Genomic DNA, 12,934 nt, shown 5'->3' on the forward strand with positions numbered 1-12,934 from the left:
CGGCTTCTCGATCGAGATGAAGGTCGCCTCCCTGGAGCAGTACGCATTCCGAAGCCAAGGCGTCACGGAGCCGGCCCGGTTCGGTTCCGCCGAACTCGTGACGGAGCTCCAGTCTTGACCATGCGCAGCCTCATCGTCGTCGTTTTGCTCGCCTGTGCCGACCCGGCCCTCGCCCAGCGAACGATGCTGGTGAAGACCCCGGCGCAGTATCAGAAAGCGCTGTCCAAGGCGGGGGCAGGGGACACGATCGTTCTCGCCAACGGCGTCTGGCGAGACGTCGAGCTGGAGTTCCGGGGCAACGGCCGCGCGGGAAAGCCGATAACGCTCACCGCCCAGACGCCAGGGCGCGTGGTGTTTTCGGGCCGGTCGAGCCTGCGGCTGTCCGGGTCCCATCTGGTCGTATCGAACCTGGTGTTTCGCGACGGCTACTCGCCAAGGGGGGAGGTGCTGTCCTTTCGGCGCGCCCCCGGAGACGACGCCGTCGATACCCGCGTGACCGGGATCGTCATCGACGGCTTCAACAAACCCTCGTCGGAAGAGCTCGACTACTGGGTGGGACTCTACGGCCGGCGCAATCGTTTCGATCACGGCCATCTGACCGGCAAGACCAACAAGGGGCCGACGCTGGCGGTGGTCCGCGACGACGGGCAGCGTAACGACCATCGCATCGACCACAACTTCTTCGGGCCGCGTCCCGATCTCGGCGTGAACGGCGGCGAGACGATCCGCGTCGGCACCAGCCATCATGCCGACTCCGCCTCGCACACGACCGTCGATCACAACTGGTTCGAGCACTGCGACGGCGAAGCCGAAATCGTCTCCAACAAGTCCGGCGCGAACATCTATCGCGGCAACGTCTTCTTCGAGAGCCAGGGCGCGCTCGTCCTGAGACATGGCGACGACGCCCTGGTCGAAGGCAACGTGTTCCTGGGTGGGGGCAAGCCGCGCACGGGCGGCGTGCGGGTGATCAATCGTGGGCAGACAGTGCGCCACAACTACATGGAAGGGTTGGCGGGCGAAGGTTTCTTCAGCGCCCTGAGCATCATGTACGGCGTCCCGAACAGTCCGGCCATTCGCTACGTCCAGGTCGACGGCGCCGTGGTCGAGCGCAACACGATCATCAATGCCCGTTCCATCGTGTTCGGCCTGGGCATGGACAAGGAGCGGACGGCGCCACCGATCAACAGCCGGCTGGCCTCGAACCTAATCGTGAACCTGGACGGCGCCGATCCCGTCCGCGTCAACGGCGACGCCGGTGGGATCGCCATGGACGGCAATCTTCGCGACCCGAAGACCCCGCTCAAGCGGGGAGGCAACGGCTTGATCGAAGCGGCCGACGGGCCTGACCTCGGCGCCGGGCCGCTGACCGTCGTCGATCGCGCGTCGACGGGCGTGCCTTGGTATGGCAAGGATCCAGGGCCTCCAGTACGAAGCGATCGCGGAGGCTGAAGTCGCGGCGCCGACCTTGGCCACTTCTCGCGCCAGGCGACCGGCGCGAGGCGAAGGAGCCTCGGCTCAAGCCGGTGAGCGCGCGAACCGGGCCGCGCGCTCGATCAGCGCCCCCTCGGGACGCACGCCGGTATAGAGCACGAACTGTTCGACCGCCTGAAGCGCGATGACCTCGGCGCCGGTGATCACCGGCTTGCCCACCTGCCGCGCATAGACGATCAGCGGCGTTTCGGCCGGCAGGGCCACGACGTCGAACACCGTCCGGGCCTGGTCCACGACCTCGGGGGCGAAGGCCATGTCCCGCGCCTCGGGTCCGCCTTCCATGCCGATCGGGGTGACGTTGACCAGGAGGTCGGGACGACGGTCGTCCATGTCGGGAATCCAGTCATAGCCGCAGGCGCTGGCCAGGGCCCGGCCGGCGCCTGGGTTGCGGGCGACGATACAGCCGTCGCTCAACCCCGCGTCGCGCAGGGCGTGGGCCACGGCCTTGGCCATGCCGCCGCTGCCGCGCAGCACGACCTTGGACGACCTGGGCGCGCCGTGGGCCTCGATGAGCTTGGCGGCGGCGATGTAGTCGGTGTTGTAGGCCCGCAAGCGCCCGTCGTCGTTGACGATGGTGTTGACCGACTGGATGGCGGCGGCCGACGGGGTCATCTCGTCGACCAGGGGGATGCAGGCCTCCTTGAACGGCATGGAGACGGCGCAGCCGCGCACGCCCAGCGCCCGGACGCCGCCGATCGCGGCGGGCAGGTCGGTGGTGGTGAAGGCCTTGTAGACGTAGTTGAGGCCCAGTTCCCGGTAGAGGAAGTTGTGGAACCGGGTCCCGAAGTTCCCCGGTCGGCCGGCCAGCGACATGCAAAGCTGGGTGTCTCTGTCGATCATGGTCTGCAAGGTCTCCAGGGGTCTTCAGGTCTTCGAGGTCGGCGACGCTAGCGGCGGGCCCGGGCCAGGTCGGCCAGGTTGATGTCGAACCGCAGGCCGACGATGAAGGCGTTGCGCGCATCGCGCCGGCGGCCCGGTTCGTCCAGTTGGTCGGGGTGAACGATGTAGATCAGGTTCGGTTGCACGCGGATCGACGGTCCCAGCTGCGCGCCGTAGCTGAGCTCCATCATCACCTGGTCCGACGGCGGCGTCCCGGTCCCGCCCGCCGCCGCGCGGGCCAGGCGCAGGTTCTCCAGTGCGTCGTGGCTGTACTTCTGTTGGGTGACCACGAACCCGACCGTGTCCTCGGGACGGCTCTTGAACGTGCCCCGCTGCACGAAGCCCAGTTCCAGGAAATGGTCCTCGACCAGCCGGCCCGAAGTTCCGGCCATGGCGGTTCCGAACACCGTCAGGCCGCGATGGGACGCGGGATCGGGGCGCGTGACCATCTGTTCGAACCGGAAGAAGGCGCCCGAGCGGCCGTTCCGGGTGGCGTAGGGGCGGCCGCTCGTCGCCGCCGGCGCGCCGGTCGCGTCACGCAGCGGGTCGACGTAGTCCGCGCCGTCGTACCAGCCGCCGATCTCGTAGCGGCGCGGCATGGCGTCGTTGGCGAAGGTGGTGGCGTAGCCGAGGGCGAAGGGCGCGACGACGCCGGTCGAGCCCGAGGCGCCCCAGTCGAAGCCGTGTTCGTCGTCGGACTGGTGGCCGGGGTTGACCTCGTAGACGCCGACATGGGCGTAGACCTTTGGCGTCAGCCAGGCCGTGGCGTGGCCACCCCAGCTGGACACCGGCCACCAGGTGAAGTTGCTGGTCTTGAACACGAAGGTCGGGTTGCCGCAGGCGGCGTTGAGCTGGAAGGCGTTGCACAGGGGCGAGCCCAGGAAGCTGATATTGGCGACGGTGCGTCCGCCCTCGACCACCAGCCGGCCGTCGAGGAACGATTTCTCGAGGGTCAGGCGGGCGAGGCGGGTGTTCTGGGCGCCGTAGATCTCCTGGACCGAGGTGCTGCCGCCGACGTCGTCGGCGACCAGGTTGTCGCCGTGCCGGTTGGTCACCGCGACGTGGAGCCGGGTCCCGTCCCAGCCGAACGCCTTGTCGAGGTCGACGTCGGCGCCCAGCAGGATCTGGCCGGCATAGGCCTGGCCCTCGCGCAGGCCGCCGTCGACATTGGCCGCGGCCTCGCCGGTATAGGCCGCTTGCCAGGTGATCGGGCTCTTGGCGGGGTCGGTCTGGGCGGCCGCGCCGGCGGCCAGGCCGAGCGTGGCGGCGAAGACGACTGATGGAAACGTTTCCACAAGATGACGCACGATATCCTCCCTGTTCTTGTTTTCTGTCGCTCGGTTCAGGCCGTGGCGGGACGCTTGACGAGGCGCAGGGCCAGGGCGGTGACCACGGTCCCGGCCATCAGGGCCACGACGTAGCCGAGCAGGTGGGTCACGGCGTTGGGGATGGGCAGGACGAAGACGCCGCCATGCGGCACCTTCAGCTCCGCGCCGATCGCCATGGAGATCGCCGCGGCCGTCGCCGACCCGGCCATCAGGCACGGGATGACCCGCAAGGGGTCGCGGGCGGCGAAGGGGATCGCGCCTTCGGTGATGAAGGCCAGGCCCAGCACGCCGGCCGCCGGGCCGGCCTTGATCTCGTCGACGGTGAAGCGGTCGGCGAACAGCCAGGTGGCCAGGGCCAGGCCCAGCGGCGGGGTCATGCCGGCGGCCATGTCGGCGGCCATCGGGGTGTAGACGCCGCTGGCGATCAGGCCGGTGGCGAAGGCGTAGGCGGCCTTGTTGACCGGGCCGCCCATGTCGAAGGCGGCCATGGCCCCGATCAGCAGGCCCAGGACGATGGCGCTGGAGCCCTGCATGCCCTTGAGCCAGGTGGTCAGCAGCGCCAGCAACTGGGCGGCGGGGCCGCCGACCACATAGACCATCAGCAGGCCGGTGATCAGGGTCCCCAGCAGGGGCAGGATCAGCACCGGCTTGAGGCCCTCGAGGTTGCGGTGCAGCCGGATGCGCTGGTTGAGGAAGGCCACGGCGTAGCCGGCGATGAACCCGGCGGCGATGCCGCCCAGGAAGCCGGCCCCGAGATTGGCCGCCACCAGGCCGCCGATCATGCCGGGCGCGATGCCGGGCCGGTCGGCGATCGAATGGGCGATGTAGCCGGCCAAGGCGGGCACCATCAGGACGAAGGCGCCCTTGGCCCCGATTTGGAACAGGGCGTAGGCCAGGGTGCCCTTGTGGGCGTCGTCGAAGGCGTAGATGCCGCCCAGGGCGAAGGCCAGGGCGATCAGCAGGCCGCCGGCCGTCACGAACGGCAGCATGAACGACACGCCGGTCATCAGGTGCTTGTAGGGCCCGGCCTGGGCGGGCTTGACCCTGACGTCGGCCGCCCCGGCGGCGGGCGCCCCGCCCTGGGTGGTCGCCTCGGCCAGGGCGCGCTCGATCAGCTTGGCGCCGTTGCTGATCGCCGGCTTGGTCGGCGATAGGAAGAGGCGTTTGCCGGCGAAGCGCGACAGGTCCACCTGGGTGTCGGCGGCGATCACCACCAGGTCGGCGGCGGCGATCTCGGCGGCGGTCAGGCCGTCGCGCGCGCCGACCGAGCCTTGGGTCTCGACCCGGATGTCGTGGTTCAGGGCCTTGGCGCCCTGTTGCAGGCCTTCGGCGGCCATGAAGGTGTGGGCGATGCCGGTCGGGCAGGAGGTGATCGCGACGATCTTCAAGGGGCCGGAGGCCGCCGCCGGGCCTTGTCCGGACGCGCCGGCCAGCCGGGCCAGCCGGGCCAGGACGGCCGAGGCGTCGGCCAGGACCTCGTCGATGCTGGCCTCCTGGCGAGGCAGCCGCGCGAAGCGTTCGTCGCTGGGCGCGCCGGCCCCGACCACCAGCAGGCCGTCCGCCTGTTCGAGCAGCGCGGGATCCAGGGGTGTGAGCACGCCCTGAGGCGTATGGACCTCCACGGCCAGGGTCCTCCCCATGGCCGCGGCGGCCTTGCGCAAGGCCTCGCTCGCCAGCACCGCGTGGGTTCCGCGTTCACCGGCCCCGACGACCGCCAGAAGATTGGACATCGCTCCTCCTCGGCGGCCTTGGGCCGCGCCTTCTTGTTTCAATGGGCCGTCTGTCGTGGGCCGGTCGTCCGGCGCGCCCAGTCCTGGGCCGGGGTGATCGCCGCCAGCGCCGCCAGCGCCAGCACCGTTTCACCGTCCGGCAGGTGGGCCCCCGGGTGGCGCAGCTTTCCGGTCGCGAAGGCGGTGGACAGCCGGGCGACGGCTTCCAGGCTCGCGCCGGCCCGCACGGCGGCGGTCAGGCCCGCCACCATGGCGTCGCCGGCCCCCACGGCGCTGCCCGCCTCCAGGACCGGCGGGGCGACGTGCAGCGCGCCTTCGCCGGAGACGAACAGCGCGCCCTGGGCGCCCAGGGACACCGTCACCAGGGCGATCCCCATGCCGTGCAGGGCGCGCGCCGCGGCGAGCAGGGCCACGGGGTCCTCCAGGCCGCGTCCGGCCCAGGTCTCCAGCTCGTGCCGGTTGGGCTTGATGCAGAACGGCAGGGCGTCCTCCGCGGCGGTGAGCGCCTCGGCCAGGGGCGCGCCGCTGGCGTCGAGGACGACGCGGGCGCCGATCGCGCGAAGGTCGCCGATCAGGCGCCGGTAGGTGTCGTCGGGCAGGCTGTCAGCCAGGCTGCCCGACAGGACGACGAGGTCGTCCGGGGCGACGTCGTCGAGGCGCCGGCGGACCTCGGCCAGGGCTGCGGCGTCGGCGAAGGGGCTGGGCAGGTTGATGTCGGTCGTGGTCCCGCCGGGCGAGGTTTCCAGCAGCTTGATGTTGGTGCGGGTGTCGCCCGGCACCCGGACGAAGCGGTCCTCGATCGCCTTGGCGGCGAACAGGGCCTCGAACGGGGCGGCGTTGTCCGCGCCCAACAGGCCGGTGACGATGGTCGGCACGCCCCAGTCGGCCAGGCACGAGGCGACATTGACCCCCTTGCCGCCGGGGTCGTGCCGCACGGCCAGGGCGCGGTGGACCTGGCCCGGCCGCAGCGTGTCCAGCGCGACCGTCTGGTCGATCGCCGGGTTCAGGGTGACGGTGCGCACCGGGCCGCTCATGCGAGGTCTCCGTCCAGCGCCCGCACGTCCTCGGCGTCTGCGCAATCGACGGCCCTCTGGGCCAGGGCCCGCAGGTCGCCGAGCGCGCTGCCCCGCAGGCGGGCCTTGACCGCCGGAATGTCGCGCGGGGTCATCGACAACTCGTCGACGCCCAGGCCCGTCAGCAGAGCGGCGCCGAACGGGTCGCCGGCGATGCCGCCGCAGACGCCGACCCAGCGCTCGTGCCGGGCGGCGCCGGCCACGGTCATCTGGATCAGGCGCAGCACCGCCGGGTGCAGGCTGTCGGCCTCGGCGGCCAGAACCGGGTTCTGGCGGTCGATGGCCAGGGCGTACTGAGTCAGGTCGTTGGTGCCGATCGAGAAGAAGTCGACGTGGCGCGCCAGGGCCTCGGCCCGCAGGGCGGCGGCCGGCACCTCGATCATCACCCCCAGGGGCACCGGTGGCGCGTCGAGTTCGGCGCGGACCCGCTCGCAGGCGGCGCGCAAGGTCAGGACCTCGCCGACGCTGGTGATCATCGGGAACATGATCGACAGCTCGGCGCCGGCCTTGGCGGTGCGGTAGAGCGCGCGCAGCTGCGGCTCGAGCAGGTCGGGCCGGCGCAGCAGCAGGCGCGCGCCCCGCACGCCGAGGAACGGGTTCTCCTCCTTGGGCAGGTTCAGGTGGGCCACCTGCTTGTCGCCGCCGATGTCGAGCGCCCGGATGATCAGCGGCTTGCCGTCGAGGGCCGCCGCCATGGCCCGATAGGTTTCGAACTGGTCGTCCTCGGTCGGCGTGTCGCCGCGCTCCAGGAACAGGAATTCGGTGCGCATCAAGCCGACGCCCTCGGCGCCCTGCGACAGGGCGAAGGCGGCCTGGTCGGGCAGGTTGATGTTGGCGCCGATCGCCACGACGTGGCCGTCGCGGGTGCGGGCGGGCAGGGCGCGGGCCTCGGCCTCCCGCTCGCGGATTCTGGCCTGGGCCGTGATCCAGGCGCGGGCCGAGGCGAGGTCCTCGGCGCTGGGCGACAGATAGAGCTTGCCCGCCTGGCCGTCGACGATGGCCTGCGCCCCGTCGGTCAGGTCCAGCAGCGCGGTTCCGCCGCCGACCATGGCCGGCAGGCCCAGGGTGCGGGCCAGGATCGCGGTGTGCGAAGTCGGCCCGCCCTGGGCGGTGGCCAGGCCCGCGACGCGGGAAAGGTCCAGGCCCGCCGTGTCGGACGGCGAGAGGTCGGTCCCGACCAGGATGCACGGGCCTTCGGGCAGGTCCTGCAGCGAGCCCGTCCGCAGGTTCGGGTCGATCTGGGCCAGGACGCGCTGGCCGACGTCGCGCAGGTCGGCGGCCCGCGCGGCCAGGACCGGGTTGCCCAGGGCCGCCAGGCGGTGGGCCAGGCGATCGATCGCCTGGTTCCAGGACCAGGCCACGCCATGGCCTTCGACCATCATCTGCGAGGCCAGGGTGATCAGGTCGGTGTCGTTGAGCAACTCGCCCTGGGCCTTGAAGATGGCCGCATCCGCCGCGCCCAGCCGACGGGCGGTGTCGTCGGCCAGGGCCTGGAGCTGCTGGCGCGTGCGGCTCAGCGCCTCGTGCAGGGTCGCGGCCGCCTCGACCAGCGGGGTCGGGTGGTCGGGAACGGCCGCCTCGGCGTTCGACAGCAGGTGGATCACGCCGATCGCCAGGCCCGGCGCGGCGGCCACGCCGGCGATCGTCGCGGGTTCGCCGGCGGGCGACCAGCCGGCGACCGGCGCCTGGCGCGCCCGCTGGGCGGCGATCGCGGCGTCGGCCTTTTCCTGGTTGCTGAGCCCTGTGACGGCGGCGCGCAGGGCGACCAGGGCCTCGGACGCGTCGCCGCCCTGGGCCGAGAGCGTGATCGGGTCCCCGGCTCGCAGGCCCAGTTGCAGCAGCGAGATCAGGTTCTTGGCGTCGGCCGCCTCGTCCCCATGCCGGACGCGGATCTGGGCGGCGAACCGGCGGGCGGTCTCGACCCAGTGCGAGGCCGGGCGGGCGTGCAGCCCGGCCGGGTAGTCGACGGTCCAGTCGAAATGTTCGCCCAGGTCGTCGGCCGGGGCGGCGTCGGCGACCGGCGGCGGTTCGCCGCTGAGGGCGGCGATCAGCTCCCGGACGTCGTCGGTCACGGCCAGGGCGGCGAGGCGCTCCTCGTCCTGGATCAGCCGGGTCAGCCGCCGCAGGGTGGCGATGTGGGCGTCGGACTGGGCGGCGATGGCGATGACGAACCGGGCCGTCTGGCCGGGGTTCCATTCCACGCCCTGGCGGACCTGGAGGATGGCGATGCCGTTGCGGTTGATCAGGTGGCGATCGCCGCCCATGCCGTGAGGGATGGCCACGCCCTGGCCCAGGAAGGTGTTCGCCACCGCCTCGCGGCGGATCATGCTTTCCTCGAACCCGGGGCGCGCGCAGCCAGCGGAGATCAGCATCAGGGCGGCCTGGCGGATGGCCTCTTCCTTGGTCGCGGGGCGGGCGTCCAGCCGCACCAGCTCGCGCGGCAGCAGATCGCTTTCTGCGGCAAAGGACATTTGGGAACCTCCCTACGGCGTTTCTTGATTGTCAGTGGAAACGTTTCCACTAACATTTGTCAAAGAAATTTTGCAGTGAAGGTGGTTGTGGCGTCAAAAGGGCTTGATGCCGGTCGGGAACCCGGTGCAGGCTTGGTGTTGGGATGGAAACGTTTTCTGCAGCATGACCGTCAGCATCAAGGATGTCGCCAAGGTCGCCGGCGTCGCCGTATCGACCGTCTCCCGGGCCCTGGGCAAGGGTCCGGTCAGCGACGAGGTTCGCGCCCAGGTGCAGGCCGCCGTGCGCCAGACCGGCTACAAGCCCAACCTCTCGGCCCGACGCCTGCGCTCGCAACATACCCAGACCGTCGGCCTGGTGGTCGCCGACATCGGCAACCCGTTCTTCACCACGGTGGCGCGGGCGGTCGAGGACGCCGCCTACAAGGCCGGCATGCGGGTCATCCTCTGCAACACCGACGAGGATCCCAAGCGTGAGGCGCTCTATTTGGGCCTGATGCAGGAAGAACGGGTCAGCGGCCTGATCTTCGCGCCGACCCGCGCGACGATCGAGCGACTGGCCGACTACGATTTCGATTTTCCGGTGGTGCTGATCGACCGGGCCGGGGCCGGCGGCCGGTACGACGCCGTCGTGCTCGACAATCGCCAGGCCAGCGCCGACCTCGTCGAACATCTGTTCTCCCGAGGCTACCGTCGCATCGGCGGCCTGTTCGGTTCGACCAGCACGACCGGCGCGGAGCGTCACGAAGGCTATGTCGCCGCCATGACCCGGCGCGGACTGTCGCCCCAGGCGCGGTTCGCGCCGCCCTCGGTAGCGGCGGCGATGGCCGAAACCGACGCCTGGCTGGCCGGCCCGGATCGGCCCGAGGCGCTGATCGTCAGCAATGGCCTGTTCCTCGAGGGGGTGGTCAAGGCGGTCCGAGCGGCGGGGCTGTCCATTCCGGGGGACCTTGGCTTGGCCGGCTTCGACGACGAGACCTGGACCCAGTTGGTCGAGCCGGGGATCACGGTGATCGGCCAACCGATCGACGCCATCGGCCGCGAGGCCATGGCGATGCTTCTCGACCGCCTGGAAACGCCGTCGCAGCCGGCGCGCAAGGTGGTGCTGTCCGGGCGCTGCATCGTCCGCGGATCGACGGCTCGAGTCGGGGTCCCGGCCGTGGCGGACTAGGCGGCCCGTCAATAGAGCCGAGCCGCGAGTCGGTCTCGCTCGGTCGGACGAGGCGCGCGGCGCGCTGGGCCGCCTCCGCTGGAGAGGTCAGTCGGCCAGTCTCGATTCCAGCGTCTTCAGCCAGTCGACCAGAAGGTCATGGCGGATCGGACCGTTCGACATCGAGACATCCCTGGGCACTTGGGGCGGCTCGACCTCGGAGGGCGAGTAGCCGAAGCACGCCCGGAACTGGCGGCTGAAGTGGGTGGGGGAGGCGAAGCCGTACTGATAGGCGATGTCGGCTATGGTCGGGCTGGGCCCCATCCGCCGCCGCAGCGCCCTGCGGGCGTGTTGCAGGCGGCGATCCTGGACATAGCGATTGACCCCGCCCTCGGTGTCGAAGGCGCGATAGAGCGTCGCGCGGGATACGCCCGCCGCGCGCGCGACCGCGCCGTTGTCGATGGTGGGTTCGAATGCGTTCAGCCGGGCCTCGATATAGTCGCCGGCGGCGCGGCGGACGGTTCGCTGAAGCGCCGCCATCTCGGGTTCGGGGACGGCGCTCTCCAGCCCGGTGATGCGCACGGCGATCAGGAAGGCCGCCTGGATCGCCGTTTCGATCTCTTCCTGGCTCAGGCTTTCGCTGAGCTCCATCAAGCTGGTCAGGTGGGCCTTGAGCAGGCGGGCGCCCGGCCGGTCGGGCGGGATGACCAGGCCGTGCGCGTCCTTCGCGATCAGGGAAGGCGGCGCCACCGCGCGCGGCGCCAGCACGGTAATGACGTCGATGAGATCGACCCGGGAAGCCGTGGGTCGGGACAGGTCCCGGAACTGGATCGCGCCGGGGGCCGCCCGGATTTCGCGACCGTCCGCGTCGCCGACGACCGCGGCGTTGTTGACGAGGAGATTGAGGCCGTCCAGGTCGGACCGGCGCAGCGTGGCCGCGCCCCGCGACAGGGTCTGGCGCACCGAGCGCCCCTGTCCGAGCACCCCGGACTCGGTGAGCGCCGAGCGGGTCCTGTTGTAGAAATGCCGGCGGTCGTGGTCGCTGATGCCGGAGACCTCGTAGAGGTCCGCCATGCCGACGATGTAGCGCTCGAAGGCGTCGGGCAGGGTGTCGGTGGAGACATCCCAGGATATCACATGGGAGGCGGGCAAGCGGAATCCTGACGCACGGTGTGGCGCTTGGGGAACGCAAACGGCGCCATATTTCACTTTGGTAGCGAATTTCCGCGTGAAATTCACCGGTTTTCTCCCGCCGCGCTTGCAATGTCCCGTACGTCGCTCGATCGGAGATTCCCAGGCATTCCCAAAGGGTTACGGCGGCGCTGGCGGAATGACAGGGATATCCGCGACCGCCGCGCGTTCGTGGCGACGGATCTCCAGGGAATGGGGTGCCGCTGGCGGACGGTCTCCATCGGGTCGAGTGTCGGCAGGCCCTGCCGGCCAGGGTCTGGGGCCATCAATAGTTGTTGGCGCCGGTGTTGATCTGATCGAGGAGGTTGGGCAGCAGGTGGGCGGCGATGCGCCGGGCGGACTCGGCGTCGCGGCCCAGCATCCCGCGCAGGGGGCCTCCGATCATGGCGTCGCCAAAGGCGCACAGGGTCAGCAACAGCAGGGCCGACGGGATGTGCTGCGGCGCGCCGTCCGTGGCGCGGACGGTCTCGTCCAGGGCGGTCACCAGATCGCCCACCGCCTCGCGCACCGGCTCCAGGTGCTCGTAGCGGTTGGAGAGGGCGAGCCAGGCCGCCAGCTGGCCCGCGCCGCCCTCGTCGAAGGCGTCGAAGACGATGTCCACCAGCGCTCTTGGCGCATTGGCGTCCGAGCGGACATGGGTCACCGCCGTTTGCAGCGCCTTGGCCAGGTCGCGGACCATCGCCCCCATCAGGGCCGACTGAAGTTGGGCCGCCGAGCCGAAATGATGGATCAGGTTGCCGTGGGTGACGCCGATCTCGCGAGCGACGGCGTTCAGGGTCACGCCAGTGGGGCCATGCTGGATGAGCAGTTGTCTGGCGCAGGCGATGGCCTGGGCGCGAGCCTCGTCGGGTGAGCGCCGGCGGCGGGTCTTGACGTACGCCGGAGGCGCTTCGCTCTGCACCTTGCTTTCTCCATATTTATATCAATGTAAATGTCACCATGACTTGGTTCGGAAAAGGATGCAATCAGGCGAGGGGTTTGGCGACCGCAGATCAACCCTGGTTAGAGTAGGAAGCTGGGCAGGAGGCGGGCGACGATCTTGCGGCCGCTGTCCTCGTCGCGATCCAGCATGTCGCGCAGCGGGGCGCCGATCACCGCGTCGCCGAACGCGCAGAGGGCGATGAACAGCACCGCGGAGGTGATGCGGTTGTGGGTCTGCTCGCCTTCGGCGGAGAACTTTTCGTCGATGGCCCTGACCAGGTCCTGGACGGCGGCGCGCACCGGCTCCAGGTGCTGCAGGTCGCCCGAGAGCGCGATCCAGGCGGCCAGCCGCCCGGCGCCGCCGCGATCGAAGGCGTCAAAGACCGCGTCGACCAGAGCTCGCGGCGCGCCGGCGTCGGAGCGCAACTGGTTGACCGCCGCGTCGAGGGCGTCGGCCAGGTCGCGGACCATGGATTCCATCAGCGCCGACTGCAGTCCCGCCGCCGACCCGAAGTGATGGATCAGGTTGGCGTGGGTGACGCCGATCTTGTCGCCGACCGCCTTGAGCGTGATCGCCGTCGGACCGGATTCGATCAGCAGCTGCCGGGCGACGACCAGCGCCTCACGTCGGGCTTCGTCGGGCGCGCGTCGCCGGCGCTTCGGGATCTCGGCCACGGCGGTGTCATTACGTATTGACATCAGT

10 protein-coding genes are annotated in these 12,934 nt (G+C 70.5%); 2 read left to right on the plus strand and 8 right to left on the minus strand.

What is annotated here, in order from left to right; all coding sequences use genetic code 11:
- The first annotated feature begins 120 nt into the window (after window positions 1-120).
- Window positions 121-1,449 (plus strand): polysaccharide lyase 6 family protein, encoded by a 1,329-nt coding sequence (locus tag PMI01_RS23650; protein ID WP_051990027.1) that lies wholly within the window; start codon window positions 121-123, stop codon window positions 1,447-1,449.
- 66 nt (window positions 1,450-1,515) lie between these two features.
- On the opposite strand, the gene PMI01_RS23655 is transcribed toward PMI01_RS23650, so the two are convergent.
- The 5 genes from PMI01_RS23655 to ptsP are packed head-to-tail and all read right to left on the minus strand — an operon-like array spanning window position 1,516 to window position 8,972.
- Entirely contained in the window at window positions 1,516-2,331 is an 816-nt protein-coding gene (locus PMI01_RS23655; protein WP_007675444.1) for a shikimate 5-dehydrogenase, read from the minus strand.
- A 47-nt stretch (window positions 2,332-2,378) separates the two neighbouring features.
- Window positions 2,379-3,677 (minus strand): carbohydrate porin, encoded by a 1,299-nt coding sequence (locus tag PMI01_RS23660; RefSeq protein ID WP_007675445.1) that lies wholly within the window; start codon window positions 3,675-3,677, stop codon window positions 2,379-2,381.
- Window positions 3,678-3,712: 35 nt separating this feature from the next.
- Window positions 3,713-5,428, minus strand: a complete 1,716-nt coding sequence (locus PMI01_RS23665; protein WP_007675446.1) for a fructose-specific PTS transporter subunit EIIC — start codon at window positions 5,426-5,428, stop codon at window positions 3,713-3,715.
- A gap of 38 nt (window positions 5,429-5,466) precedes the next feature.
- Complete coding sequence (gene pfkB / locus PMI01_RS23670; protein WP_007675448.1) at window positions 5,467-6,462, minus strand: 1-phosphofructokinase; 996 nt, start codon at window positions 6,460-6,462, stop codon at window positions 5,467-5,469.
- Window positions 6,459-8,972: a phosphoenolpyruvate--protein phosphotransferase gene (ptsP, locus tag PMI01_RS23675; protein WP_007675450.1), complete on the minus strand. Its 2,514-nt coding sequence runs from the start codon at window positions 8,970-8,972 to the stop codon at window positions 6,459-6,461. Before ptsP ends, pfkB begins: the two co-directional genes overlap by 4 nt.
- Window positions 8,973-9,135: 163 nt before the next feature.
- On the opposite strand from ptsP, the gene PMI01_RS23680 reads away from it, so the two are divergent.
- The gene (locus PMI01_RS23680) at window positions 9,136-10,140 is read left to right on the plus strand and encodes a LacI family DNA-binding transcriptional regulator (RefSeq protein ID WP_035038173.1); all 1,005 of its coding nucleotides are present in this window, start codon (window positions 9,136-9,138) and stop codon (window positions 10,138-10,140) included.
- 87 nt (window positions 10,141-10,227) lie between these two features.
- On the opposite strand, the gene PMI01_RS23685 is transcribed toward PMI01_RS23680, so the two are convergent.
- The 3 genes from PMI01_RS23685 to PMI01_RS23695 form a co-directional block, all read right to left on the minus strand.
- Window positions 10,228-11,271, minus strand: coding sequence for an AraC family transcriptional regulator (locus tag PMI01_RS23685; protein WP_007675453.1), 1,044 nt, complete (start codon window positions 11,269-11,271; stop codon window positions 10,228-10,230).
- Window positions 11,272-11,575: 304 nt separating this feature from the next.
- Window positions 11,576-12,211: a TetR/AcrR family transcriptional regulator gene (locus PMI01_RS23690; RefSeq protein ID WP_007675454.1), complete on the minus strand. Its 636-nt coding sequence runs from the start codon at window positions 12,209-12,211 to the stop codon at window positions 11,576-11,578.
- 101 nt (window positions 12,212-12,312) lie between these two features.
- Window positions 12,313-12,930 carry a TetR/AcrR family transcriptional regulator gene (locus tag PMI01_RS23695; RefSeq protein ID WP_007675455.1) on the minus strand — a complete coding sequence of 206 codons (618 nt, stop codon included), beginning with the start codon at window positions 12,928-12,930 and terminating at the stop codon, window positions 12,313-12,315.
- Between the last annotated feature and the right edge of the window lie 4 nt (window positions 12,931-12,934).

Source organism: Caulobacter sp. AP07 (genome assembly GCF_000281955.1).
Classification (GTDB): Bacteria; Pseudomonadota; Alphaproteobacteria; order Caulobacterales; family Caulobacteraceae; genus Caulobacter.

What these genes read in the sequence shown, in the direction of transcription:
- PMI01_RS23650 (WP_051990027.1), top strand. Translation starts at nt 121, where the DNA reads ATGCGCAGCCTCATCGTCGTCGTTTTGCTCGCCTGTGCCGACCCGGCC.
- PMI01_RS23655 (WP_007675444.1), bottom strand. Translation starts at nt 2,331, where the DNA reads ATGATCGACAGAGACACCCAGCTTTGCATGTCGCTGGCCGGCCGACCG.
- PMI01_RS23665 (WP_007675446.1), bottom strand. Translation starts at nt 5,428, where the DNA reads ATGTCCAATCTTCTGGCGGTCGTCGGGGCCGGTGAACGCGGAACCCAC.
- pfkB (WP_007675448.1), bottom strand. Translation starts at nt 6,462, where the DNA reads ATGAGCGGCCCGGTGCGCACCGTCACCCTGAACCCGGCGATCGACCAG.
- ptsP (WP_007675450.1), bottom strand. Translation starts at nt 8,972, where the DNA reads ATGTCCTTTGCCGCAGAAAGCGATCTGCTGCCGCGCGAGCTGGTGCGG.
- PMI01_RS23680 (WP_035038173.1), top strand. Translation starts at nt 9,136, where the DNA reads ATGACCGTCAGCATCAAGGATGTCGCCAAGGTCGCCGGCGTCGCCGTA.
- PMI01_RS23695 (WP_007675455.1), bottom strand. Translation starts at nt 12,930, where the DNA reads ATGTCAATACGTAATGACACCGCCGTGGCCGAGATCCCGAAGCGCCGG.